The sequence below is a fragment of the Komagataeibacter oboediens genome, assembly GCF_003207815.1.
GTDB classification, from domain to species: Bacteria; Pseudomonadota; Alphaproteobacteria; order Acetobacterales; family Acetobacteraceae; genus Komagataeibacter; species Komagataeibacter oboediens.
The window spans coordinates 135,157-159,488 of the sequence record NZ_NKTX01000004.1; the positions used below are offsets into that span (position 1 = coordinate 135,157).

Annotated in this window: 21 protein-coding genes and 1 tRNA gene; 19 read left to right on the forward strand and 3 right to left on the reverse strand. The window is 62.9% G+C overall.

From position 1 onward, the window contains the following. The first annotated feature begins 156 nt into the window (after window positions 1-156). Together CFR80_RS04365 and rho are read left to right on the forward strand one after the other, a co-directional pair. Window positions 157-1,470 (forward strand): outer membrane beta-barrel protein, encoded by a 1,314-nt coding sequence (locus tag CFR80_RS04365; protein WP_010513611.1) that lies wholly within the window; start codon window positions 157-159, stop codon window positions 1,468-1,470. A 513-nt stretch (window positions 1,471-1,983) separates the two neighbouring features. Continuing rightward, window positions 1,984-3,294 (forward strand): transcription termination factor Rho, encoded by a 1,311-nt coding sequence (gene rho / locus CFR80_RS04370; RefSeq protein WP_010513610.1) that lies wholly within the window; start codon window positions 1,984-1,986, stop codon window positions 3,292-3,294. A 163-nt stretch (window positions 3,295-3,457) separates the two neighbouring features. On the opposite strand, the gene CFR80_RS04375 is transcribed toward rho, so the two are convergent. Both CFR80_RS04375 and CFR80_RS04380 read right to left on the reverse strand, forming a co-directional pair. Then, on the reverse strand, window positions 3,458-4,429 hold the full coding sequence (locus CFR80_RS04375) for a quinone oxidoreductase family protein (protein WP_010513609.1): 972 nt from the start codon (window positions 4,427-4,429) through the stop codon (window positions 3,458-3,460). A gap of 33 nt (window positions 4,430-4,462) precedes the next feature. Continuing rightward, a complete protein-coding gene (locus CFR80_RS04380) occupies window positions 4,463-4,918 on the reverse strand; it encodes a methylated-DNA--[protein]-cysteine S-methyltransferase (protein ID WP_010513608.1) in 456 nt (151 codons plus the stop codon). 73 nt (window positions 4,919-4,991) lie between these two features. Between CFR80_RS04380 and mnmE the strand changes: the two genes are divergently transcribed. From mnmE to CFR80_RS04445, 13 genes are all read left to right on the forward strand, one after another. Continuing rightward, complete coding sequence (gene mnmE / locus CFR80_RS04385) at window positions 4,992-6,326, forward strand: tRNA uridine-5-carboxymethylaminomethyl(34) synthesis GTPase MnmE (protein WP_042658795.1); 1,335 nt, start codon at window positions 4,992-4,994, stop codon at window positions 6,324-6,326. A 13-nt stretch (window positions 6,327-6,339) separates the two neighbouring features. Beyond that, complete coding sequence (mnmG, locus tag CFR80_RS04390; protein ID WP_010513605.1) at window positions 6,340-8,211, forward strand: tRNA uridine-5-carboxymethylaminomethyl(34) synthesis enzyme MnmG; 1,872 nt, start codon at window positions 6,340-6,342, stop codon at window positions 8,209-8,211. Between the two features lie 8 nt (window positions 8,212-8,219). Then, window positions 8,220-8,819 carry a 16S rRNA (guanine(527)-N(7))-methyltransferase RsmG gene (gene rsmG / locus CFR80_RS04395; protein ID WP_029329330.1) on the forward strand — a complete coding sequence of 200 codons (600 nt, stop codon included), beginning with the start codon at window positions 8,220-8,222 and terminating at the stop codon, window positions 8,817-8,819. Further along, a complete protein-coding gene (locus CFR80_RS04400) occupies window positions 8,812-9,636 on the forward strand; it encodes a ParA family protein (protein ID WP_010513603.1) in 825 nt (274 codons plus the stop codon). The genes rsmG and CFR80_RS04400 overlap by 8 nt, the downstream gene beginning before the upstream one ends. Then, entirely contained in the window at window positions 9,636-10,535 is a 900-nt protein-coding gene (locus CFR80_RS04405; RefSeq protein WP_010513602.1) for a ParB/RepB/Spo0J family partition protein, read from the forward strand. The genes CFR80_RS04400 and CFR80_RS04405 overlap by 1 nt, the downstream gene beginning before the upstream one ends. Window positions 10,536-10,618: 83 nt before the next feature. Beyond that, window positions 10,619-10,694: transfer RNA gene (locus CFR80_RS04410), tRNA-Lys, on the forward strand. Window positions 10,695-10,862: 168 nt separating this feature from the next. Continuing rightward, the gene (locus CFR80_RS04415) at window positions 10,863-11,603 is read left to right on the forward strand and encodes a gamma-glutamyl-gamma-aminobutyrate hydrolase family protein (protein ID WP_010513601.1); all 741 of its coding nucleotides are present in this window, start codon (window positions 10,863-10,865) and stop codon (window positions 11,601-11,603) included. Then, entirely contained in the window at window positions 11,600-12,376 is a 777-nt protein-coding gene (locus CFR80_RS04420) for a pseudouridine synthase (RefSeq protein ID WP_010513600.1), read from the forward strand. Before CFR80_RS04415 ends, CFR80_RS04420 begins: the two co-directional genes overlap by 4 nt. Continuing rightward, a complete protein-coding gene (rsmD, locus tag CFR80_RS04425; protein ID WP_010513599.1) occupies window positions 12,376-12,951 on the forward strand; it encodes a 16S rRNA (guanine(966)-N(2))-methyltransferase RsmD in 576 nt (191 codons plus the stop codon). Before CFR80_RS04420 ends, rsmD begins: the two co-directional genes overlap by 1 nt. A gap of 171 nt (window positions 12,952-13,122) precedes the next feature. After that, window positions 13,123-15,978 carry a DNA translocase FtsK gene (locus tag CFR80_RS04430; RefSeq protein WP_010513598.1) on the forward strand — a complete coding sequence of 952 codons (2,856 nt, stop codon included), beginning with the start codon at window positions 13,123-13,125 and terminating at the stop codon, window positions 15,976-15,978. Further along, window positions 15,975-16,733, forward strand: a complete 759-nt coding sequence (locus CFR80_RS04435; RefSeq protein WP_010513597.1) for an RluA family pseudouridine synthase — start codon at window positions 15,975-15,977, stop codon at window positions 16,731-16,733. The genes CFR80_RS04430 and CFR80_RS04435 overlap by 4 nt, the downstream gene beginning before the upstream one ends. Beyond that, window positions 16,715-18,823 (forward strand): hypothetical protein, encoded by a 2,109-nt coding sequence (locus CFR80_RS04440; RefSeq protein ID WP_010513596.1) that lies wholly within the window; start codon window positions 16,715-16,717, stop codon window positions 18,821-18,823. The genes CFR80_RS04435 and CFR80_RS04440 overlap by 19 nt, the downstream gene beginning before the upstream one ends. Before the next feature lie 35 nt (window positions 18,824-18,858). Beyond that, entirely contained in the window at window positions 18,859-19,605 is a 747-nt protein-coding gene (locus CFR80_RS04445; protein WP_042658794.1) for a histidine phosphatase family protein, read from the forward strand. Window positions 19,606-19,725: 120 nt separating this feature from the next. Here CFR80_RS04445 and CFR80_RS19735 read toward each other — a convergent pair whose 3' ends face one another. Beyond that, window positions 19,726-19,863 (reverse strand): hypothetical protein, encoded by a 138-nt coding sequence (locus CFR80_RS19735; RefSeq protein WP_232275600.1) that lies wholly within the window; start codon window positions 19,861-19,863, stop codon window positions 19,726-19,728. Between the two features lie 208 nt (window positions 19,864-20,071). Between CFR80_RS19735 and CFR80_RS04455 the strand changes: the two genes are divergently transcribed. The 4 genes from CFR80_RS04455 (at window position 20,072) to CFR80_RS04470 (ending at window position 24,104) form a co-directional block, all read left to right on the forward strand. Then, window positions 20,072-20,545, forward strand: coding sequence for a nucleoside deaminase (locus CFR80_RS04455; protein ID WP_082071119.1), 474 nt, complete (start codon window positions 20,072-20,074; stop codon window positions 20,543-20,545). Window positions 20,546-20,665: 120 nt separating this feature from the next. Then, complete coding sequence (locus CFR80_RS04460; protein ID WP_010513592.1) at window positions 20,666-22,237, forward strand: Do family serine endopeptidase; 1,572 nt, start codon at window positions 20,666-20,668, stop codon at window positions 22,235-22,237. A gap of 179 nt (window positions 22,238-22,416) precedes the next feature. Beyond that, window positions 22,417-23,346 (forward strand): bifunctional methylenetetrahydrofolate dehydrogenase/methenyltetrahydrofolate cyclohydrolase FolD, encoded by a 930-nt coding sequence (gene folD, locus CFR80_RS04465; RefSeq protein ID WP_029329327.1) that lies wholly within the window; start codon window positions 22,417-22,419, stop codon window positions 23,344-23,346. After that, window positions 23,343-24,104: a methylenetetrahydrofolate reductase gene (locus CFR80_RS04470; protein ID WP_010513590.1), complete on the forward strand. Its 762-nt coding sequence runs from the start codon at window positions 23,343-23,345 to the stop codon at window positions 24,102-24,104. The genes folD and CFR80_RS04470 overlap by 4 nt, the downstream gene beginning before the upstream one ends. Window positions 24,105-24,332: the final 228 nt, after the last annotated feature.

Sequence of the window (24,332 nt, forward strand, 5' to 3'; positions counted from 1 at the left end):
GACATATCGGCATCATAATTATTATAATATCGAATCATTTCAATGATTTATGTTCCATTGGCGAGGGAAACGAAATAAAAGAAAATTCATGAACGCCGGAGCGCGCGCAGACTGTCCGTGCCTGCCCGGGTAGACCGGGAGAGGGGGAAGGCCACCATGAAATCAAACCGTAAACTGGGGTGTTTTCTGGTCATCACCAGCATGCTGTGCGGTCTGCCTGCCATTGCACGCGCGCAGGTTCATGTCTTTTCCGGCCTACGGCATGACAGCAGCACGGGCCTTGCCCGGTGGCTGGGTGACATTACCCTGAGCGCGCAGATCGAAGGGGGGATCATGGCCAATCCCGCCCGTCCACAGCCCGGTTACAACTATGGTGACTTCCTTGCCGACCATGCCAATCAGGTCCAGCTGAACCAGGCTGAATTCACCCTGAACAAGGCAATCGATCCCACCGTAAACAGATATCAGGTCGGCTTTACGCTGGAGGGCATGTACGGATCGGATGCGCGGTACTATCAGGTGCTGGGCATCAGTGACCGGGAATGGAATGCCCGGTACCAGCTGATCCCCGCGCAGGCGCACATGGATGTTCACCTGCCATGGCTGACACGTGGCGGGCTGGACATGCAGGCGGGCATCCTGCAGGCCCCGATGGGGGTGGAAGGGCTTGATCCGACCTCCCGGCCTTTCTACACGCTGGCCTATACATCTGAATATTCCGTGCCGTTCCAGCATGTGGGCGCCATGTTCAACTGGCATGTCACGCCCATGGTGGATGTGACATTCGGCATTGATACCGGGAACCAGACATCATTCGGGCATGCGGACAACAACAGTGCGCCAGCCGGGTATTTCGGGTTCAACCTGAACAGACTGGCCCACGGCAGGCTGCGTATCGTGGAACTGAGCCGCGTCGGGCCGGAAAATTCATGGCGCGCCATCGGCCATTATGAAGCCGATCATTCCCAGCGGTTCTGGAACGATATCAGTGCCTATTATCAGGTGAATGACCGGCTGAACCTGACGGCGGAATTCAATTACCTGCATGACGAGGGCACGCGCGGCATTGGCGCGCGGGGGCAGTTTGCCGGCGTGGATGCGGAAAGCTTCGTCAGTTTCCTCAGCTACCGTATCAACCGTGACCTGACCTTCAATTACCGTGGGGAAATATACCGCGACAATAACAACGCCATGGTTGCGACCTTCCAGGGGAACACTTCCTACATGGAAGCACTGGCTGGCACAGGGGGGACGGTCGTGCCGGGGCCATCGGCCTCCAGCCATGGCACGACGTATGGCGAAATGACGCTGGGTGTCAGCTATCGCCCGCAACTTGGCCACCATATCGGGGTGTTCATGCTGCGCCCCGAAATCCGCTTTGACCGTGCACTGAACGGGACCATGCCATTCAATGGTGGGCGGAACAATGGCATGTTCACCTTTGGCGGGGATGCCGTCATCGGGTTCTGAGCGTGCGGTTGTCACACGCCGGGTATATGAACCATCGTGCGGATCATAAGGGCGTTGCGGGCAGGGCTTTTTTCAGAAACGCAACCGCAGGGTGCCTCTGCTGATTTTTTATCAACGCTTTATCATGAAGCCGTCAGGAACCTTGTCCGGTGCCCGATGGGTAAAGGCTGGAAATTCGCAGTGGAACCGGATCGAAACGCCGCAATGGCCAGGTGAATATTGTGCCGCGCCGTGGCGTTACAGCCATGAAGACAGTATAATCGCCCCCATGCCTGCAGGGTTCCATGGCATGGACAGGTGCGGATGCTTGACGGCGCATGATTAAAGGCATATGGTTTCGCTGTCCCGAAGGGTGCCATTTCATGGCGTGCTCGGGATTCCCACCTATCCGTTAAGCTGCATCAAACCGTTTCGTCCGAATATGGTCAGGGTCCGTCATCGACGCGCCTTCTCAAACTGATTGCCGGCTTTTCCTTTCCTTTCGTGAACTGCCCACTTATAGGCATATCCTGCATGCAACTCGCCGAACTCAAGGCCAAATCCCCAGCAGACCTTCTGGCATATGCTGAAAGTCTGAACATTGAAAACGCATCTTCTCTTCGCAAGCAGGAGTTGATGTTCACGATCCTCAAGACACTGGCCGACAATGATCAGGCCATCTATGGGGACGGCACGCTTGAAATCCTGTCTGATGGCTTTGGCTTCCTCCGCTCACCGGAAGCCAATTACCTGCCCGGACCTGATGATATCTACATTTCCCCCAGCCAGGTCCGCCGCTTCGGCCTGCGCACCGGTGACACGGTTGAGGGCCAGATCCGCGCGCCCCGTGATGGGGAACGGTATTTTGCCCTGCTGAAGGTCAACGCGATCAATTTTGAACCGCCCGAGGCCGTGCGCCAGCGGATCAATTTCGATAACCTGACGCCGCTTTACCCCGAACGCCGCCTGAAGATGGAAGTCGAGAACTCGGCTGTGGGGGGCGCTACGGAACCGCCAGCCAATGGCAAGGGGAAGGGCAAGACTCCGAACCGCGATTTCACATCGCGCGTGATCGACCTTGTCTCGCCCATCGGCATGGGCCAGCGCGCGCTGATCGTGGCCCCGCCGCGCACCGGCAAGACCGTGATGCTGCAGAGCATCGCCTCCTCCATTTCCGCGAACCATCCCGAAGTGTTCCTGATCGTGCTGCTGATTGACGAGCGGCCGGAAGAAGTGACGGACATGGCGCGTTCGGTGCGGGGGGAGGTGGTGTCCTCCACCTTTGACGAACCTGCTACACGTCATGTCCAGGTTACGGAAATGGTGCTGGAAAAGGCCAAGCGCCTGGTCGAGCACAAGCGTGATGTCGTGATCCTGCTGGATTCGATCACACGTCTGGCCCGTGCCTACAACACCGTCGTGCCGTCATCGGGCAAGGTGCTGACCGGTGGTGTGGATGCAAACGCACTGCAGCGCCCCAAGCGCTTCTTCGGTGCGGCCCGTAATATCGAGGAAGGCGGTTCGCTGACCATTATCGCGACCGCGCTGATCGATACCGGCAGCCGTATGGATGAAGTCATCTTTGAAGAGTTCAAGGGCACCGGTAACTCCGAACTGATCCTTGACCGCAAGCTGGCTGACAAGCGTACGTTCCCTGCCATCGACATCACCAAGAGTGGCACCCGTAAGGAAGAGCTGCTGGTTGATCGGGCCGATCTGGCCAAGATGTGGGTCCTGCGCCGTATCCTTGCCCCGATGGGGACCATGGATGCGATGGACTTCCTGCTGGACAAGCTGAAATACAGCAAGACCAACCACGATTTCTTCGATGCGATGAATACCTGATCGGGTTGCTTCGTGACGGATTGAAAAAACCCCGGCTGTAAGGCCGGGGTTTTTTGTTTTGAAGGGCAAAAGTTTTTGGTGAAGCTTTTTCAAAATGCTTCAGAAGGCGCTGCTTTCTTGAAAAAAGACGGTACCCGGAAACTTCTGTTATTCCGGCTGTAATTCAGGGAATCAGGATCGTGCTGCCCGTGGTCTTGCGTGATTCAAGGGCGATCTGGGCCTCTGCCGCTTCGGTCAGGGGAAAGGACTGGCCGATACATGGTTTGATGATGCCCTGCCGCACCAGTTTGAACAGTTCACTGGCGGCATGCAGCAGCGCGGGCCGTTTGGCAATGTAGGTCGTAAGGGCCGGGCGCGTCAGGTACAGGCTGCCATGGGAAGCCAGCGTGCCGACATCAACGCCCGTCACCGCCCCCGATGCATTGCCATAGCTGACCATAAGACCGCGTGGCATCAGGCAGGACAGGCTGGTTTCAAAGGTGTCGCGGCCAATGCTGTCATACACGACCGGCAGCATGCGCCCATTTGTCAGGTCGCTGACCTGTTCCCGTATCCGGTCCATGCCAATGATGACATCCGCTGCCCCGTTGGCCCGGGCCAGTTCTGCTTTTTCAACCGTTGAGACGACGCCAATGACGCGTGCGCCCAGATGGCGTGCCCACTGGCACATAAGCAGCCCCACGCCACCGGCTGCGGCATAGACCAGAATGTTCTCTCCGGGCTGGACGCGATGGACCTCGCGCAGCAGCATATGCGCGCTCAGTCCGCGCAGCATGATGGCGGCGGCAGTCTGGGACGGGATGTCATCGGGCAGGACCACGAGCCTGTCAGCCGCAATGGTACGGAACGTGGCATAGCCGCCTGGGGTCGTGACATAGGCCACGCGCATGCCGGGACGGATGTCCTCCACGCCGGGGCCGATGGCGGTGACGGTTCCGGCGCCCTCCATGCCGGGTACGGCGGGGAGGGCCGGGAATTTGTACAGGCCGGTGCGGAAATAGGTATCGATGAAGTTGACCCCGATCGCCTCCTGCCGCAGCACGACTTCGCCTGCTGCCGGGGTGGGAACGGGTAGCGTTTCGGTGCGGAGGACATCAGGCCCCCCATATTCATGAATGCGGATGACGGTATTCATGTCCTGAACGTCCTGTAGCTGGTGCAGGGGAAATTAGGCCAGGGGGCTCGCGGAAAGGGTTTCCAGATCATGCAGGAACTGCCGGTCCCGCGCACCTTCATCACCGGGATAGGTTTCGGGATCATACTGCGCACAGTCATCAAAATTGATGCGGTGGCAGGGGATCAGGATGGGAATGGGATTTTCCATGCATGCACTGATGATGGCATCGTTGGAGACACCGGCCAGACGCGCCGCATCCGTCCAGCAGACCTGCTGGCCCACGGGAATGGTCTGCATGAAACGCCATGCAGCGATCTGTTCGGGTGTGCCATATGGGTCCAGCGGCAGGGTGCACAGCGTGGCGTCACCGTCAAAATACGCATCCAGCCAGGCACGCGCTTCCAGCAGCAGGGGTGTTTCTTCCTGATCCCGACCCCAGCCCCAGTCAAGCGCCACGATTTTTCCATCCTCGACAGAGATGGTCAGGGGCGCGAGTGGCGAATGCATTGAAAGTTGTGGCATGAGTCACCTTGATCAGGACAAAGAGGTGAACGATAACGCCGTTCCCGGAACTGACAAAATGATGATGGCCACCATGGAGATGTTTGTGCAGGAAAGTGATCGTCATCCCCCCGTCATTTTCGCGCTGGCCAGTGGCCTGTCCCGTGCGGCCATAGCCGTCATGCGGCTGAGTGGTCCGGGGACGGGCAGGATTGTGGAATCCCTGTGCGGACGCCTGCCTGCGCCGCGTCGTGCGTCCCTGCGGGGGCTATGGCGGCGGGATGGGGACGCGCCCGTCCTGCTGGACCGCGCGCTGGTGCTGTGGTTTCCGGGGCCAGACAGCTATACGGGGGAAGACAGCGCGGAACTGCACCTGCATGCGGGACCGGCGGTTATCAGTGCCGTGGCCGACACGCTGGTGGCGATGGGCGCGCGCCCGGCGGAGCCGGGAGAGTTCAGCCGTCGTGCTTTTACCCACGGCCGACTTGACCTCATGCAGGCGGAAGGCATTGCCGACCTGATCGATGCGGAAACCGAAGCCCAGCGGCGACAGGCACTGGCGCAGGTCGATGGGGCGCAGAGCCGACTGTACCAGGAATGGGCCGACAGGCTGCGCGTGCTGCTGGCGCATCAGGAGGCCCTGATCGACTTCCCTGATGAAGAACTGCCGCCTGAAGTCGAGCAGGAACTGGTGAATGGCCTGCAGGCGCTGCACGCGACCATGCAGGATTACCTGGCTACGGGCGAGGGTGCCGCGCGCCTGCGGCGTGGATTGGTCTTCGCCATTGTGGGGGAACCAAATGTTGGCAAGTCCAGCCTGCTGAATGCCCTGGCGGGGCGGGATGCCGCCATTGTGTCCACACGGGCTGGTACGACGCGCGATGCGATTGAAATCCGTGTCGTCATGGGGGACGTGCCGGTTACGCTGGTCGATACGGCGGGCCTGCGTGAAACCGATGATGAGATTGAAGCCGAAGGCGTGCGGCGGTCACTGTTTCACGTGAAACAGGCGGATTGCGTGGTGCATGTGTTTACAGATGGTCCGCCAGCAGAGCGGCTGGATGGGGACGGGGTGCTGGTATGCAACAAGACGGACCTGTCTCCCGCACCGGATGGCGTAATAGGGATCAGTGTTCTCACCGGTGCGGGCATGGATGTGCTAAGGAGCGTTCTGGCTGACCGGGCACGTGCCCTGACGGCCGGTCGGGCCAGCGCGCCCTTCACCCGGGCACGCCATCGCGCCGCGATAGAGGAGACGGTCCATCACCTCGGTCGGGCACGGATGATGGCATGGCCGGAAATGCGGGGGGAAGAGATGCGGCTGGCAATGCGCGCGCTCGGGCGCCTGACAGGGGCCGTGGATGTCGAGGCCCTGCTGGATACCGTGTTTGGCCAGTTCTGCATTGGCAAGTAGGAGAGACGCCGGGATGAATCGCGAATATGATGTGATTGTCGTGGGCGGCGGCCATGCGGGATGCGAAGCCGCTGCAGCCGCTGCGCGTATGGGCGCGCGGACGATGCTGCTGACACACCGTCGCGAGACGATTGGCATCATGTCCTGCAACCCGGCCATTGGCGGGATTGGCAAGGGACACCTTGTGCGTGAAATCGATGCGCTGGATGGGTTGATGGCGCGCGCGGCGGATCGGGCCGGGATCCATTTCAAACTGCTGAACCGCTCCAAGGGGCCTGCGGTGCATGGACCGCGGGCGCAGGCTGACCGTTCGCTCTATCGTCAGGCGATTCAGGACCTGCTGGCGCAGACCGAAGGGCTGGATATTGTCGAAGGAGCGGCCGGTGACCTGCAGCTTGATGGGCAGGGGCGGATTGATGGCGTGATCTGTGAGGACGGTCGTACCTTCGCCTGCGGGGCTGTGGTGCTGGCCACTGGTACATTCCTGCGCGGGACGATCCATGTTGGACATGACAGCGAGCCTGCCGGGCGGGTAGGGGACCAGCCCGCAAATGCGCTGGGTGAACGTCTGGCCGCACTGGGGTTGCGCATGGGACGTCTCAAGACCGGGACACCGGCCCGTATTGCACGGGACAGCATCGACTGGGACACCCTGGCGGAAGACAGGGGCGATGCCGTGCCCGAGCCGTTCAGCCGCATGACGGACGCCATCACGAACCCCATGGTGTCGTGCCGCATTACAGCCACCACGCCACGCACGCATGATATCATACGCGAGAACCTGCAGCTTTCTGCCCTGTATGGCGGGGCAATATCAGGGCGGGGACCGCGGTACTGTCCTTCGATCGAAGACAAGGTCGTGCGGTTCGCACAGCGGGAGTCCCATCAGATCTTCCTTGAACCCGAAGGTCTGCCCGGCAGCACGGATGGAGAGCTGGTGTATCCCAATGGTATCTCCACCAGCCTGCCTGAACATGTGCAGGTAGAGATGCTGCGCAGCATACCTGGATTGGAAAACTGCCGGGTTGTCAGGCCGGGCTATGCAGTGGAATATGATTACGTGGACCCGCGCGAACTGGCACCCACGCTGGAACTGAAAAACATGCCAGGCCTGTTCCTGGCCGGCCAGATCAATGGCACGACCGGGTATGAGGAAGCGGGCGCGCAGGGGTTGGTCGCAGGCGTCAATGCCGCCCGGCATGCGGTAGGGCAACCCGGTGTCACCCTTGATCGCGGGGATGCCTATATCGGCGTCATGATCGATGACCTGACCACGCAGGGCGTGTCCGAACCCTATCGCATGTTTACGTCCCGCGCTGAATATCGCCTGACCCTGCGGGCGGATAATGCCGACCTGCGGCTGACGCCGCGTGGTCTGGAATGGGGGTGTGTCGGGGCTGCGCGTGCGCAGCGCTACCGTGGGGACTGTGCCGCGATTGAGGCCGCGACCGCTCGCGCGCGCAATGAAACCTATACGCCCGATATCCTGCGCAGGGCAGGGGTGAATGTCTCGGCTGACGGGCGCGCGCGCTCCCTGCTGGATGTGCTGGCTACGGACGCATCTCCTGAAACGGTTGCCCGGGTGGCGCCATGGTTTGCCGACCTGCCACCCCGCATAGCCCAGCACCTGGCGACCGAAGCCCGGTACAGCGGCTATATTTCCCGACAGGACCGTGAAATCCGGCAGCTTGCCACGGAAGGGCGCATGGCGCTGCCACCAGACCTGGACTATGCGCTGGTGGGTGGGCTGAGCACGGAAATGCAGGAGCGTCTGGCACGGGTTCGCCCCATGACATTTGCCGCGGCACAGCGTATCCCGGGTATTACGCCATCGGCCCTGGTTGCCCTGCTGGCGCATGTGCGGCAAAGGCAGGTTGCGGTATGAGGCCCGTCATGCCCGATGTTTCACGTGAAACACGCGACAGGCTGGACCGCTATGCCGATATCCTGCTGCGCTGGAACCAGCGGATCAATCTTGTATCCCCGCATGACCTGCCGCATTTATGGTCGCGCCATATTGCTGATAGTCTGCAACTGGCGCAGATGATTCCGTCTGGTCCCATTGATCTGGTGGATATGGGGTCTGGTGGCGGGTTCCCCGGTCTGGTGATCGCCTGCGCCACGGATGCGCGGGTCACGCTGATTGAATCGGATCAGCGCAAGGCCGCTTTCTTGCGCGAAGCTGCACGGACCGCAGGCGTGCAGGTGTGCGTGTGCGCGCAGCGGCTGGAGACAGCGGATGTTCCGCCAGCACAGGTGGTGACGGCCCGCGCGCTGGCTCCCCTGCCGCGCCTGCTGGAATGGGGAACGCGTTTTCTGCGCCCAGATGGCTTCTGCCTGTTTCTGAAAGGACGGAATGCGGAAGAAGAATTGATGACGGCCAGCACCGACTGGCACATGGCGACAACCCGGATTCCAAGCCGTACAAATACGGATGGTGTGATTCTAAAATTGAGCGATATCAGGCGTGTCACAGACCACAACAATGAATGATACGGAAAACGGCTCTGCCGCTTTCCCCCGCATTATTGCGCTGGCCAACCAGAAGGGCGGTGTGGGCAAGACAACCACGGCCATCAATCTGGCGGCGGCTCTGGCGACATCGGGGCTGAAGGTCCTGCTTGTCGATATGGACCCGCAGGGCAATGCTTCGACCGGTCTGGGCGTGGGGTATGATGCCCGGCGCAGCGGTACCTACGCCATGCTGGAAGATAGCGCGCGGGCAGCCGCGGTGGTGCAGCCCAGCGCCGTGCCTGGCCTGTCGCTGATCGCGGCGGATACGGAACTGGCGGGCGCGGAACTGGAACTGGTCATGGCGGACCGGCGGGAATACCGGCTGCATGATGCGCTGGCGCAGATCGGGGCGGATTACGATACCATCCTGATTGATTGTCCGCCCAGCCTCGGCCTGCTGACCCTCAATGCCCTTGTGGCGGCGCAGTCCGTGATCGTGCCGCTGCAGTGTGAGTTCTTTGCGCTGGAAGGGATCAGCCAGCTGGTCCGTACCGTCAACAGTGTGCGCCAGTCGCTCAATCCGGCGCTGAAGCTCGATGGTATTGTGCTGACCATGTATGACCGGCGGAACAACCTGTCGGAACTGGTGGCGGATGACGCCCGCAGCTTCTTCGGTGACCGGGTGATGGAAACCCTCATTCCCCGCAATATCCGGATTTCGGAAGCGCAGAGCCATGGGCAGCCGGTGATGAATTACGATCACCGTTCATCTGGCAGCCTGGCCTATCAGGCCCTCGCCACCGAAGTGGTGGACCGTCTGGGGCTGCACGCAGCACGAAAAGGGAAGGCAAGCTGATGAAAACCAAGAAGGATGCCGGTCGTCCCCGTCTCGGTCGCGGGCTGGCTGCCCTGTTGGGTGAGCAGGTCAACATGCTGCCCGCCGCCCCGGCGGTAGAGGCCCGCAAGGCGCCGGAAGCCATTTCCAGCCTGCCGGTTGACGTCATGGAGCCCAGCCCCTTCCAGCCACGCCAGCAGATGGAGCCCGGTGCGCTGGATGAACTGGCCAGTTCCATCCGCGTACGCGGAATCCTGCAACCCATCCTTGTCCGTCCTCATCCGGGGCGGAAAGGGGTTTACCAGATCATTGCGGGCGAACGCCGCTGGCGCGCGGCCCAGATCGCGGGTCTGCATGACGTGCCCGTCCATATCCGTCCGCTTGATGACGGGGACGCCATGGCGGCGGCACTGGTGGAAAATCTCCAGCGTGCCGACCTTAATGCCATTGAGGAAGCCGAGGGCCTGCAGCGCCTGCTAGATGACTATGACCTGACGCAGGATGAACTGGCTAGCGCCATAGGCAAGTCCCGTCCACATGTCGCCAATATGGTGCGTCTGTTGCAGCTGCCGCCGCCTGTGCGTGACGCGGTGCGTCATCGCGGCCTGTCCGCCGGGCATGCCCGCGCCCTGCTGGCACATGCCGATCCGGTTGCGGCGCTAAAAACCGTGCTGGCGCAGGGGCTTAATGTCCGGCAGACGGAAGCATTGGCCAAACAGCAGGAGCGCAAGGCGGCGAGTGCACGCGACAGGGCGGATAAAACGGTCCGCAATCCTGAAATCGCTGCACTGGAACGCGATCTTGCGGCCAGGCTGGGGCTGAAGGTACAGATATCCTTTGACGGAAAAGGGGGCAGCATCCGCATTGATTACCGGTCGCTGGAGCAGTTTGATGGCGTGCTGCGGCTGCTGCAGCGGTAGGAATTTCAAAAAAATAAAAAATTCCCCTTGCCAGACAATGGGCTGACTGCTAGAAGCCCTCTCATCCAAGCGGGTAACCCTGTGGGCGCATAGCTCAGTTGGTAGAGCAGCTGACTCTTAATCAGCGGGTCCAAGGTTCGAGCCCTTGTGCGCCCACCATAGGGTTTAACAGGTTTACGAAAATCCCCATCATGGCATGCCCGGTGGGGATTTTTTGTATTCTGTTCCGTGGGGGGCTCCAGCATTTCGACTCTGTCAGGCAATCAGGGAAGGGAACAGCGTGGCATCTCCATTCCTTTTGGCTGGATATTCCGTTAGGCAGGCGGGATGAAACCCCATTTCCCCCTGATCGGGGTCACTCTGGACAGCGAACCACCCGCAACGGATGACCGGGACGGTTATTCCCGATTCCCGTGGTACGCGATCCGGCAGAATTACATGGATATGATTGCTGCGTGCGGTGGGCTGCCGGTTGCCCTGGGGCATGATGCGCAGCAGGCGGCGGCCATGGTCGCGCGGCTGGATGGTCTGGTGGTCACGGGGGGCGCGTTTGACGTGCCGCCCGATCTGTACGGCGCATCGGACCAGCATGCCAGCGTGCAGACCAAGCCACGGCGGACGATAGCGGAAACGGCCCTTGTCCGTGCCGCCATGGCGCGTGGGCTGCCCGTTCTGGGTATATGTGGCGGCATGCAGCTTCTGGCTGTGGTGCTGGGGGGAAAGCTGGTGCAGCATATTCCCGACACCTATCCCACGGCCCTTGCGCATGAACAGCCCAATCCGCGTGATGAGGCCGGGCATATGGTGGATGTGATCGCAGGCACGCATCTGGCGCGCCTGGTGGGGGGCGGGCGGCTGGCGGTGAATTCGTCCCATCATCAGGCGGTCGCGGATGCAGGGCGTGCGGTGATCTGTGCTACAGCGCCTGATGGGGTTGTCGAGGCCATTGAACTGCCTGGCCATCCATTTTGCATCGGGGTGCAGTGGCATCCGGAATTTGGCATATCGGCAGGGGACCGTCTCCTGTTCGAAGGGTTGATCGACGCTGCGAGGCAGATACGAACATGACACAGGACAATTCCCCATCCAACGCACCGGAACGGGGCGACCGTATCGCCAAATGGCTGGCCCGTTCGGGCGTGGCCAGCCGCCGCGATGCCGAACGCATGATTGCCGAAGGACGGATCAGGCTGAACAGCGCGGTCGTCACCCATCCGGCCACGTTCGTGGATACGGGCGATATCGTTCAGGTGGACAACACCGTGGTCAGCGCGCCTGACCGCACGCGGTTGTGGCGCTATCACAAGCCCGATGGCCTGGTGACAACCCATCGCGATCCCGAAGGGCGTTCGACCGTGTTCGAGTCCCTGCCACCGGGCATGCCGCGCGTCATAAGCGTGGGGCGGCTGGACCTCAACAGTGAGGGACTGCTGCTTCTGACCAATGATGGCGAACTGGCCCGCAGGCTGGAACTGCCCAGCAATGGCTGGATACGCCGGTACCGCGTGCGTGTGTTCGGGGTGGTGGACGAACGGATGCTGGCCTCCCTTGCCCATGGCAGTGAATTCGAGGGCGTGCGCTATGGCCCGATCGAGGCACATCTGGATTCGGTAAAGGGAGACAATGCGTGGCTGACCGTGTCCTTGCGTGAGGGCAAGAATCGCGAGGTCCGCAAGGTCATGCGGGGACTGAACCTGCATGTCAGCCGCCTGATCCGCACGTCTTATGGTCCTTTCCAGCTTGGCACCCTCAAGCGCGGCGAACTGGAAGAAGTCACTGGCAAGGTCATTCGTGAACAGGTGCCCGGGCTTCCGTCCGCCACGTCACAGCGCAGGGCGTAATGCGGATTATTGCGGGTGACTGTCGTGGGCGTACCCTGCGCGCGCCGCCGGGACAGACCACGCGCCCCACGGCGGACCGTGTGCGGCAGGCGCTGTTTGATACGCTGGCTCATGCGCCATGGGCGGGGGCGGACACCATGCGTGGCGCGCGTGTCATGGATGGATTCGCGGGCACGGGTGCGCTGGGGCTGGAAGCCCTGTCCCGTGGGGCCGCCAGCGCCGTGTTCGTGGAACGCGATCGTGCCGCCCTGCGGACCCTGCGTGAAAATGTCGCGACCTGTGGCATGGGGGATCGCGCCATAATCCGCGCACAGGACATGCTGCGCCTGTCACCACGTGGGGCGGCAGCGCCGGTGGACATGGTTTTCCTTGACCCACCCTATAACCAGGCCCTGCCTGCACGGGCGCTGGCGGTGCTGGACCGTGGGGGCTGGCTGCACCCTGCAACGCTGGTGGTGGTGGAAACGGCTGCGGCAGAACCCGCGCCTGTGCCTGCCGACCGGCTGCTGCTGGAACGCAGGCATGGGGCCGCATGCCTGTATGCGTGGCGGCATGGCGCGGATGACGCGGCATGATTGATTGCCGTATTTTTGCCAGCGGCCTTCTGTCTATGGGGCGGACGGGGTTATAGTTGGATCGTTTGACGGAAATGACAGGCATGGAGTGTAGTGTACTGGCTGTTTCCCTTGTGCGTTTGGTCCCTGCTGGCACCCCCATGCCGGGACTTATGATCAGGATATGGATTTTTGGCGATTTTCAGCCGTTTTGTCCCTGACTCGCTGTCCTCCGGCCCGGTACGGTCGCGTCTGCGCGACCGGTTGACCGAAGCGGGGGGGCTGGGGTTGTGGAGTCTGGCGCTGTGTTTCGCCATTGCGTTGTGGAGTTATGATCCACGCGATCCATCAGCCAATACGTCCAGCGCCCAGCCCCCGGCCAACCTGCTTGGGCGGCCGGGCGCGTATATTGCCGATTTCATGCTCCAGAATTTCGGGATTGTGGACGTGCTGGCCATTTTCTGCCTGCTGGCATGGGGATGGCGGCTGATCCGGCACCACGGGCTGACATCGGCGTTGCTGCGTTTCATCGCGCTGGTCTGCGGGCTGCCGGTCATCGCGGCTGACATTGCTGCCGTGCCGTTGCTGCTGCCAGCGCTTCATGCCCCGTTGTGGCCCACGCAGGCGGGACCGGGCGGGGCTGTCGGCCTGTCGGTGGCGCATATGTCCATTCAGGCGGCCACCGTGTTCGTGGGGCGAGGGGGGCCGCTTGTCGTCTGGCTGCTGGGGCTGGTGCTCGGCGGGCTGCTGCTGCTGCTGGCCCTTGCGCTGTCCCTGTCCGAATGGCGGGGCATTGGCCGGGGGATCCGGGTCCTGCTGCGCCAGCCCATGGTGCTGGCCATCTGGTTGCGGCGCGTAACGGGGGACAGGGCGCAGGCGCGGGATATGCCGGACACGGTCCCGTATCCCGACATGTCGCAGCGGGCCAGACCCACGGCGTCCCCGGCTTCCGGCGTAAGGCATGACACGGCTGAGGCCTCGCCTTTCCAGACACCGCTTGCGGATACGGGCAGCCGCGTGATGCAGGCGGACCCGGACGTGTCCACGGGACAGCCCTCCATGCCCGGCACGGGCATCATGCCGGTAACCGATCCCAAGACGGCTGTAGCTGCCGTGCCTAAGTCCATGCCCGCACCGGTCAAAAAACCGGAAACGGTCGTTCGTCCCGCAGCGCTGGGCAGCCGCAAGGCGGACGGGGGCAAACCCGCGCAGGTTTCGCTGCAGACCAGTTGGATGCACCCGCCGGGCATGGACGAGGAAATTACCCAGCCCCTGCTTACGGGCGGGTCCACGCCGGCATCGGACCGGCTGCCATGGCATGAGGAGACCGAGGGGCAGGAGACGACACCCATCATTCCGTCGCTCCCCGATGACCTGCCGGCTGCTGCCAAGGAGCCTGCGCGCCCGAACCTGCTGTCGCGCTTTTTTTCGGGCACAAACCGTGCAGCGGAAGAACCGGCGACGGGCGGCCCGGATTATGCCCCCGCAACGCCCGTGGCCCTGACGGAAGACGCCTATACGCCTCCGCCGCAGCCGGAATGGCAGTTTCCGCCGCTGTCGCTGCTCAAGCCCCCACCATCTGCTGAAGCGACCAAGCCGACCGAGGAACTGCTGCACGCCAATGCCACGCAGCTTGTTACCGTGCTGTCGGAATATGGGGTGCAGGGTGAAATCGTCGCCTATCACGCGGGTCCGGTGGTCACGCTGTATGAACTCCAGCCTGCTCCCGGCATCCGTGCCGCGCGCGTGATTGGTCTGGCGGATGACGTGGCGCGTTCCCTGTCGGTGCTCAGCGTGCGTATCGCCACCGTGCCGGGTCGTAACGTGATCGGGATCGAGGTGCCCAATACACGGCGTGAGACGGTCTATTTCTCCGAACTGCTCATGGATCCGCAATGGGCGCATTCGCGTGCGCGCCTGAACCTGGCGCTGGGCAAGGATATTGCGGGCGAGTCCGTTTACAGCGACCTCGCCGCCATGCCGCACCTGCTGATCGCGGGCACCACCGGGTCGGGCAAGTCGGTGGGCGTGAATTCCATGATCCTGTCGCTGCTGTACCGTCTTTCGCCCGAACAGTGCCGCCTGATCCTGATCGATCCCAAGATCCTCGAACTTTCGATCTATGAGGGGATACCCCACCTCATGACGCCAGTGGTCACGGAACCGGCCAAGGCGGTTGCGGCGCTCAAATGGGCCGTGCGCGAAATGGATCGCCGGTATCGGGCCATGGCGCACCTGCAGGTGCGTAACATCGCAAGCTACAACGAACGCGTGGCCGAAGCGCGGGCGCGTGGTGAGATCGTGACCCGGCGCGTACAGACCGGTTATGACCCCGAAACCGGCAAGCCTACGTTTGAAGAACAGCAGCTTGCCCTCGATTCCCTGCCATATCTCGTGATCGTGGTGGACGAGATGGCCGACCTCATGATCGTGGCGGGTAAGGAAATCGAGGCCCTGCTGCAGCGTCTGGCGCAGAAGGCGCGTGCTGCGGGCATCCACCTGATCCTTGCCACCCAGCGCCCGTCGGTGGATGTGATTACCGGCACCATCAAGGCGAACTTTCCGACGCGTATTTCCTTTCAGGTCATAAGCAAGTTCGACAGCCGCACCATCCTGGGCGAGCAGGGGGCCGAACAGCTACTGGGGCGTGGTGACATGCTGTTCATGCAGGCCGGTGGCCGGATCACGCGCGTGCATGGCCCGTTCGTGGACGACAATGAAGTGGAGGCCGTCGTCGCCTTCCTGCGCACGCAGGGTGAGCCGATTTATGATGATGACGTCATTTCCCCGCAGGAAGAGGACAGTTCCGGCAAACCCTTCGCCGCACCTGCCGGCGGCGGGGAGGAAGATGGCCTGTTCGCGCAGGCGGTCGAGGTCGTGGCACGCGAAGGCAAGGCGTCCACATCCTTCATCCAGCGCCATCTGTCGATCGGCTATAATCGTGCCGCCAAGATCATCGAACAGATGGAAAAGGAAGGGCTGGTCAGCGAGGCCAATCATGTCGGTCGCCGCGAAGTCCTGATGCGCCGCCCGACGGAAGACGAATGAAACCCCACGCCATGTCCCGTGCGGTGGAACAGCCCTCCGCCACCCTGCCGTTTACGGTCCTGTACCGTGACAACCGGCTGGTCGTGCTGGACAAGCCGCCCGGCCTGCCGGTCCATCCGGGCAGGGGTGGGGGACAAAGCGTCGAGGACTGGTTTCCTGCCCTGTCGCGGCATCGCAATGGCCCGTGGCTGGCCCACCGGCTGGACCGGGATACATCGGGCTGTCTTGTGGTTGCCCTGCGCAAGCAGGCGCTGGTGGCGGTGCAGGCGTGTCTGGCTGCAGGGAAAGCGCGCAAGACCTACTGGGCCATCGTGCAGGGCGCGCCCGATGCGGCGCAGGGGGTGATCGATGTCCCGCTTGCGCGGGTGGAACACGACAGGCAGTGGCGGATGCAGCCCGTGAAAACCGGCGGTCAGCCAGCCCGGACGCGCTGGCGCGTGCTGGGAACGGGGCATGACGGCGCAGGCCAGCCCATAAGCTGGCTGGAACTGGTACTGGAAACCGGGCGGACCCATCAGGCGCGTGCGCATTGCGCTGCGATCGGGTGTCCCATACGCGGGGATACGCGCTATGGCGCCCGGGACGCGGGGACGCTACACCTTATGAGCCGGAGCATCCATTTACCCCTGGATGTGCCCGTGCACGCCACGGCCATGCCACCGGAGCATATGCGCCGTATCATGGAACAGGCTGGCTGGACCGCGCCGCCTGACAATGTGGAAAAGGAAGCAGCACGGTGTTCGCCCACACATTGACGCAGGAACTGCTGCGCGTTCTGGAACGGCCGGATCTGCGCGTGATTGCGGGCGAGCGGCAGATCGCGCTGGACCCGGCGCTGGACCTGCCATTCCGTGTCCAGCCCACGGGCGCCATCGTGCTGGGGCTGCCAGCGCAGGGACAGCAGGAGGAAACGGCCTTTTTCCTGCGCCATGCACTGGAACTTGCCCCCCTGCTGGAAATCGTGCCGCACAGGGCGCTGTGCGCCGCTTTCTGTGCCGCGCGCACGGCGGCCCTGTTCTGGTACCTTGATACCGGGCGGTCGGATGCAGATGCGCCCGCGACATGGGTACCACAGATGGCGCAGGCACAGGTACCCCCGCCATCTGCCCTGCAGCAGATATGGCAGGCCCTTGCCCCGCTTCAGCCTGATGTGCCGCGACACGTCGGCACCGACCGGTTTGCCGCGCTGCATGACGCGTTACGTGGCCTGTGGCCCATACTGGGACCGACCGAGAACCTGATGGCCACGGGCGGCGATGCCCGCCTGGCAGTGGACCCGGCAACGGGCCTGAACCATTACGGCTGTTCGCACCGGCCCCGGCCATGGGCCATTACCTTTGCCTCATCCACGGCGTCATCGCTGTCCGAACGGGGGTTCGCGGGGGCGGAGACAGCGCGACTGTCCCTGCTGGCCGGTGCACTGCATGGGCGCGGGGAAGAGGCGGCCTGCGCGCTGGATACGGACATACAGGCCGATATCGCAGCGCATTTCGGCCTCGTGGCGGGGGAAGGGGTCGTGCTGGCCCCCTCCGGCACGGATTGCGAACTGTATGCGCTGGCCCTTGCATCCCTTGCACCGGGCGGGCGACCCCTCAGCAATATCGTGCTTGCGCCCGAGGAAACCGGCAGCGGCGTGCCGCTGGCCGCCATGGGGTGCCATTTCGCCAATGATACCGCCCTTGGCCACGGTGTGACGCGGGGGGCGCCGATTGCGGGATTCCCCATCGATACGCTGGTGGTGAACGTGCCGATGCGCGATGCGGAGGGACATGTCCGCCCGGTCGCGGACGTGGATGCCGAAACCTGCCGCCTTACCCATGAAATGCGTGCTGCGGGGCGGCATGTGCTGCTGCACCGGCTCGACCTGTCCAAGACCGGGCTGCTGGCGCCGGGGCTTCCGGCGCTGGAACAGGCCTGTGCACCAATGGACGGGATGGGGGATGGCCCGGACGTGGTGGTGGATGCCTGTCAGGCCCGGCTGGACCCGATGCGGGTCCGCGACTATCTGGACAGGGGCTGGATGGTCATGGTCACGGGGTCCAAGTTCTTTACCGGGCCGCCGTTCTGCGGGGCCCTGCTCCTGCCCGTGGGTGTGCGCCGCAGGCTGGATGGTCCCCGTCCCGTGCCCGTGGGGCTGGAGGATTACAGCTATCGGCATGCCTGGCCGCGGGGCGGGGCGGTAGCCGGTCTGCCTGCGGGGCATAACATCGGGCTGATCCTGCGCTGGTGCGCGGCACTGGCGGAAATGGCCGCGTTCAGCCGCATTCCCCGTGCGACGGTCCATGACCGGCTACGTGGTTTCCTGTCTGCGGTTTCGGCCCGCATCATGGCGGAACCCGCTCTGGAACTCCTGCCGCCTGTCCGGCCAGAACGCGTGCCGATGGAAGGGGCGTGGGACACCCTGCCGACCATCATGTGTTTTTTCGTGCGTGCGCCCGGCTGTGACGGGGAAGGCTTCCGTCCGCTGGCGCTGCCGGATGCGCGGCGGCTTTATGCGTGGCTCAACACCGACCTGTCGGGCCTTATCCCGCCCGATGATCCCGACGTGGCCCTTGCTTGCCTGCTGTGTCATGTGGGCCAGCCCGTGCCGCTGGCGCATCCCGGCCTGCCCGGTATGGTCGCGGGGGCATTGCGTATTTCCGCAGGTGCCCGGCTTGTGGCGGGGGAGCCGTCGCATGAAGGCATGGATCCGACCGAACGCCTGCGCCGTGAAGTGCGTAACGTGGGACGGATCGTGGACAAGATCAATCTGATCCTGCGGCACTGGTCGCGGCTGAGCATGGCCGCGCCGGTACAGACCTATCTGCCTCATGGCTGGCAGGCGCGCGCCATCCTGCCAGCCTGAGTTTTCACGACTTTCCCGTTCAATGGATGTCCAGCGTGACCATACAGAAAAACCACAGCAATTTTCTTGATACTCCCCAGTTGCAGAGGGGGGTGACCCGATTCTGGCTGATCCGCCACGCACTGGTGGAACAGAACGCCCGCATGCGGCTGTATGGCGCGATGGACGTGCCCCTGTGCCCCGACAGCCTTGTGGCCCAGCGTTGGATGTATGAAGCACTGGCCCGTCGCCTGCCGCATCCGGCATTGTGGTTCACCTCGCCACTGTCACGCACGCAGCAGACGGCGCGCGCCATCCAGCAGGCGGGCTATGGCCCGCATGAATGGCAGGTTGAGCCGGACCTGACTGAACAGTCCATGGGAGAATGGCACGGCATCACCCACGATACCCTGCCCGAAAGGCTGAGCCTGCCCGCGCACCCGTTCTGGTCCGTCAGTGCCACCGAACTGCCGCCGGAGGGGGAAAGCATGGTGCAGGTCTGTGCCCGGGTTGGCGCGTGCCTGGACCGTCTGGCGGCGGAACATGCGGGGCAGGACATGGTCGTGGTCAGCCATGGCGGGGCCATTCGCGCCGCCCTGGCGCATGCCCTGCGTATCCATGCGGAAACGGCGTTGCATTTTTCCGTGCAGAACCTGGCGCTGAGCGTGATCGAGCGCCTGCCGGAGGGGTGGCGGATCGTCACGGTCAACGAATTGCCCATGCCGCTGCCCGCATCTGCGGAGGACGGGTATGAAGAGACGACCGTGAACTCGGCCGCCATCGCGGCAACCGGTCGGGCGTAAGGCGCGCGCAGATCCCTGCGGCCAGCCCGGAAGGTGACCATGGCATGGTCATGCGCGGCCCGGCGGGGAAATGAAGGACGGCCCATGCCGGGGTGTGGTCTGGCATGGGCCGGGGAACTGTCAGCGTTGGTCCGTGCGCAGCATGCAGGTCAGGACACAGGGTTCGCCTGCCTGCGTGGTCCTGTGGCGCAGATCGTCCGAGGCGGCCATCCCCGCTACAATGGCAGCGGTGGCAAGAACAAGCGTGAGCGTATGCATCACCTTACTCCCATAAAGGTCACCCATGCCCCGGGTGGTTGCATGACCCGGGATGGGATGGGCCAGTTGCGGTCTGCCAGAAGGACAGTAGGGAGAATCCGCCCCTACTGCCACCTATGTGAAACGATATTGTCAGGTGGGAGTTGTGCCGATCCACAAAAAAATGGACGACGGCGGACATATCGGGACTGAAGGGGACCGCGACCGGATGCGCATGACACGTTCACGTCCCCTGCCGGGGCATTTCATGGATATCGCGATGGAGGAAGCCCGTGCCGCGGCCCGGCGTGGGGAGGTTCCGGTGGGTGCCGCCCTGTCGGGGCCGGACGGGCTGCTGCTGGCGCGCGCGGGCAACCGGGTGGAAGAATGGGGCGATCCCTCCGCCCATGCGGAAATGCAGGTCATGCGGACGGCAAGTGTGCAGCGCGGGGGGCTGCGTCTTGCTGACTGCACGATGTATGTCACGCTTGAACCATGCCCGATGTGCGCCGCCGCGGCCACGCATTTCCGGGTCGGCCGGATCGTGTTCGGGGCCTATGACCCGAAAGGGGGCGGGGTTGAACATGGCCCACGCCTGTTTGCACAGCCACGCTGCCTGCATCGCCCCGAAATCGTGGGCGGCGTGCGCGAGCGCGAGGCGGGACGGCTGCTGCGGGAGTTTTTCCAGCGGCTGCGCGCCTAACCTATTTGTCATGCAACGGTATAACACGGGTCGGCTGTCTTGCGGCACAATGCAGGCAATGGGACTGTAAGCCCCGGCGGTCGGTCCCGTCCGTCGTTTTGAGATTTCAGCAGGACAACCATGTTCAGGGATGCCATGTCAGACGTATTGCGGTCGAACACCCTTTCCCCCCGCCGGTTCCGGAACCGGATGCTGGCTACACTCGTCGCCAGCACCGTAGCGGGGGGCTGCCTGCTCTCGGCTCCTCTGGCGCGGGCGGAAGATAGCGGGGTCATCCATCCTGACACCCAGATCCAGCAGCTTCCGAATTTCGTGAACCTGGTCAAGCAGGTCAAACCTGCCGTTGTCTCCATCACGGCGCGGATCAAGGATGCCGATACGGGCGAGGATGGTGGCCCGGGTGGCATGCCCGGCGGTTTTCCGTTCCCCTTTCCCTTCCAGATGATGCCGCAGCAGCCCCATCATACCGTTGAGGCCCGTGGATCAGGCTTTATCATTTCGCCCGACGGATATGTCGTGACCAACAACCATGTGGTGAAGGGGGCGACCAAGGTTACCGTGACGCTGGATGATGGCACGGCGCTGCCTGCCAAGATCGTGGGGCGCGACTCCAAGACGGATATCGCGCTGCTCAAGGTCTCGCCATCGGGCAAGCTGCGCTTTATCGAACTGGGGGATTCGGACAAGGTCGAACCGGGTGAATGGGTTGTGGCCGTGGGCAACCCGTATGGCCTTGGCGGCACGGTGACGGCCGGTATCGTCTCGGCCCGCGGGCGTGACATTGGCGATGGCCCCTATGATTCCTTCATTCAGGTCGATGCCCCGATCAATCGCGGCAATTCCGGCGGCCCGCTGTTCACGCAGGATGGCAAGGTGGTGGGGGTGAATACCGCCATCCTGTCGCCTTCTGGCGGGTCGATCGGGATTGGCTTCGCCATCCCGTCCGATACCGTGAAGAATATTGTGGACCAGCTTGAAAAGACCGGTCACGTCACCCGTGGGTATCTGGGGGTGACGGCGCAGGCGATCACGCCGTCCATGGCCAGTGCGCTGGGCATGAAGCCATCGCCCTCTGGTGCGCCGGCGACGGGTGCGCTGGTAGCCAGCGTCAGTGCCGGCAGCCCGGCTGAAAAGGCGGGGCTGAAGGCGGGGGATGTCGTCACCGCGCTGAATGGCCAGCCCATCGACACGCCGCATACGCTTGCGGTCAAGGTAGCGACCATCGTGCCGGGCACCAAGGCGACGATTGCGTACCTGCGCAACAACAAGCCGCAGACCGCCAGTGTCCAGATTTCCAGCCTTGGCAAGGGTGGCACGGCTGATGGCACGGTGGGCGATACCTCCCACGATGCGGACAAGGGACCCAAGCTGGGCGTAACACTTGCGCCGTTGACGCCTGACATGCGCCAGCAGCTCGGGCTGGAGGAAAACGTGCGTGGCGTGGTGGTCAGTGACGTGCAGCCCGGTTCCGCTGCCGAACAGGCCGGGATCCATGCGGGCGACGTCATCCAGTCCGTGGGTGAGGTGCCGGTTGAAAACCCGCGCGCCACGGTGTCCGCCATCCGGCAGGCACTGCAGGCCAACCATTCCGTCCTGCTGCGGGTCGTGCGCAATGGGCAGAGTGTTTTTGTGGCCGTCAGCCCCAACAGCGATGATTCGGATACGACCAGCAGCGAGGAAGACGACCAGTAAGCCATTTCCATTACCGGATGGCAGGGGCCGGGGCAGGAATGCCCCGGCCTTTTTTGCATCCGGACGGGAAAAAGCCGGTTTTTTTACGGTATGGGCCAGAAAACTGGCGGGGGATGATTGTCGCACCATGGTTTCTTGCCTTATCTGCTGGCATCGCCATGTTCGTTTCCGGAGGGATGATGACCGGTCCAGCAGTATCCGATGCACAGGAACACCCTGCCGCGCGCCTGATTGACGGCAAGGGCTTCGCGGCCCGCATGACGCAGGATATCGCGACCGATGTCAGCGCTTTCTATGACCGGTATCACGTCACCCCCGGCCTTGCGGTGGTGCTGGTGGGCAATGATCCGGCCAGTGAGGTCTATGTGCGCAACAAGGCGCTGCAGACCCATCGCGCGGGTATGCGCTCATTCATGCACATGCTGCCTGCCACGACATCGCAGAAGGAACTGCTGGGCCTGATCGAACGGCTGAATGTTGATCCTGAAATCCATGGTATCCTTGTGCAGCTGCCGCTGCCGGCGGGGCTGGACCCGGTTGCGGTGACCAATGCGATCATTCCCGAAAAGGATGTGGACGGGCTGGGCGTGGTCAATGCCGGCCGACTGGCGCTGGGGCTGCCGGGTATCGTGCCGTGCACGCCCCTGGGTTGCCTGCTGCTGCTGCGTCATTACGTGGGTGACATGCGTGGCAGGGATGCGCTGGTGATCGGGGCATCTAATCTGGTGGGCCGCCCCATGGCGGAACTGCTGCTGCGTGAAGGCTGCACGGTGACCGTGGCCCATATCGATACACGCGATACCGCATCCCTTGCCCGGCAGGCGGATATCGTTGTGGTGGCGACAGGCGTGCGCGAACTGGTGCGTGGCGACTGGATCAAGCCTGGTGCGACAGTGATCGATGTCGGGATATCCCGCGTGACGCTGCCTAATGGCAAGACGCGGCTGGTCGGGGATGTGAAGTTTGATGAAGCCGTCAGGCGCGCGGGCCTGATTACGCCTGTACCCGGCGGGGTCGGGCCCATGACAATCGCCTGCCTGCTGCGCAACACCCTTGATGCGGCCCGCATGCTGGTGGAGGGCAAGGCGCGTTCAGGAGAAAACACATGACGCTGACATCCGTTGAACTGATTCCGCGCGACCAGGAAACGCTGCTACGCGATGCCGAGGATGTCCGCCGGCTGTTTCCCGATGCGCAGATGCTCAATATTCCCGACCTCCTGCGTTTTTCCATCCGAAGCTGGGAGGCGGCGGCCCTGGTCCGTCCAATTTTCCCCCGTGTGGTGCCCCATATCCGCGCCATCGACATCGCGCCCGACGCGCCGCTACCGGGTGCGGATGACCCGGACCTGAAGGAAGTGCTGGTGGTGAAGGGGGATCCGCCATCGGACCTGAAGCACCGCACCTATCCCAATACCAGCGAGAGCATGATTGCCCGGTACCGGCGTGAAGCGCCGCATCTGACGGTCTATGCCGCTTTCGATCCGTACCGCCGTGCGCCGTACAAGGAAATGGAGGCCATAGCCCGCAAGAAGGAAGCCGGTGCTGCCGGTTTCTTTACCCAGCCCATTTTTGACATGCGCATGCTGGACCTGTGCATGAACTGGCTTCATGGGGAAAATGTGTTCTGGGGTATTTCCCCCGTGATTGGCCCGAAGTCACGCTCATACTGGGAAACGACGAACCACGTCATTTTCCCCCATGATTTCGAGCCGACGCTGGACGCCAACATCGCTTTTGCACGGCAGATGATGGAGACGGTGGCGCAGGCGGGCGGCAATACCTATCTCATGCCGCTGCGTGTCAAGCTGGAGCGTTACCTGCCCCCGCTGCGCCGTGGCCATGCGCAGGATCCGTTGACCTGCTGAACCGCACGGGATCGTTTTTGTGGTCCGGAACGGTCTTCAGGGGAAAGTGCCCTGCCAAGGTAGGGTCCATGCAGGGGCCCATGTAACCGTTTCATCCGGTGGGGATGCTGGAGATCTGAGCGGATTTCTGCGGCCCTTACGCAATGGCTGGCCGATCAAACCCGTCTGGCGGATGATGTGCCTTCCCAAAGCCCATCGGGCTGCAGTCGTATTGTTCAAAAAGGGCTG

Excerpts from the sequence above, each read along its gene's own strand:
- CFR80_RS04365 (WP_010513611.1), top strand. The coding sequence starts at position 157 with ATGAAATCAAACCGTAAACTGGGGTGTTTTCTGGTCATCACCAGCATG.
- rho (WP_010513610.1), top strand. The coding sequence starts at position 1,984 with ATGCAACTCGCCGAACTCAAGGCCAAATCCCCAGCAGACCTTCTGGCA.
- CFR80_RS04375 (WP_010513609.1), bottom strand. The coding sequence starts at position 4,429 with ATGAATACCGTCATCCGCATTCATGAATATGGGGGGCCTGATGTCCTC.
- CFR80_RS04380 (WP_010513608.1), bottom strand. The coding sequence starts at position 4,918 with ATGCATTCGCCACTCGCGCCCCTGACCATCTCTGTCGAGGATGGAAAA.
- mnmE (WP_042658795.1), top strand. The coding sequence starts at position 4,992 with ATGATGATGGCCACCATGGAGATGTTTGTGCAGGAAAGTGATCGTCAT.
- mnmG (WP_010513605.1), top strand. The coding sequence starts at position 6,340 with ATGAATCGCGAATATGATGTGATTGTCGTGGGCGGCGGCCATGCGGGA.
- rsmG (WP_029329330.1), top strand. The coding sequence starts at position 8,220 with ATGCCCGATGTTTCACGTGAAACACGCGACAGGCTGGACCGCTATGCC.
- CFR80_RS04400 (WP_010513603.1), top strand. The coding sequence starts at position 8,812 with ATGAATGATACGGAAAACGGCTCTGCCGCTTTCCCCCGCATTATTGCG.
- CFR80_RS04405 (WP_010513602.1), top strand. The coding sequence starts at position 9,636 with ATGAAAACCAAGAAGGATGCCGGTCGTCCCCGTCTCGGTCGCGGGCTG.
- CFR80_RS04415 (WP_010513601.1), top strand. The coding sequence starts at position 10,863 with ATGAAACCCCATTTCCCCCTGATCGGGGTCACTCTGGACAGCGAACCA.
- CFR80_RS04420 (WP_010513600.1), top strand. The coding sequence starts at position 11,600 with ATGACACAGGACAATTCCCCATCCAACGCACCGGAACGGGGCGACCGT.
- rsmD (WP_010513599.1), top strand. The coding sequence starts at position 12,376 with ATGCGGATTATTGCGGGTGACTGTCGTGGGCGTACCCTGCGCGCGCCG.
- CFR80_RS04435 (WP_010513597.1), top strand. The coding sequence starts at position 15,975 with ATGAAACCCCACGCCATGTCCCGTGCGGTGGAACAGCCCTCCGCCACC.
- CFR80_RS19735 (WP_232275600.1), bottom strand. The coding sequence starts at position 19,863 with ATGCATACGCTCACGCTTGTTCTTGCCACCGCTGCCATTGTAGCGGGG.
- CFR80_RS04455 (WP_082071119.1), top strand. The coding sequence starts at position 20,072 with ATGCGCATGACACGTTCACGTCCCCTGCCGGGGCATTTCATGGATATC.
- CFR80_RS04460 (WP_010513592.1), top strand. The coding sequence starts at position 20,666 with ATGTTCAGGGATGCCATGTCAGACGTATTGCGGTCGAACACCCTTTCC.
- folD (WP_029329327.1), top strand. The coding sequence starts at position 22,417 with ATGACCGGTCCAGCAGTATCCGATGCACAGGAACACCCTGCCGCGCGC.
- CFR80_RS04470 (WP_010513590.1), top strand. The coding sequence starts at position 23,343 with ATGACGCTGACATCCGTTGAACTGATTCCGCGCGACCAGGAAACGCTG.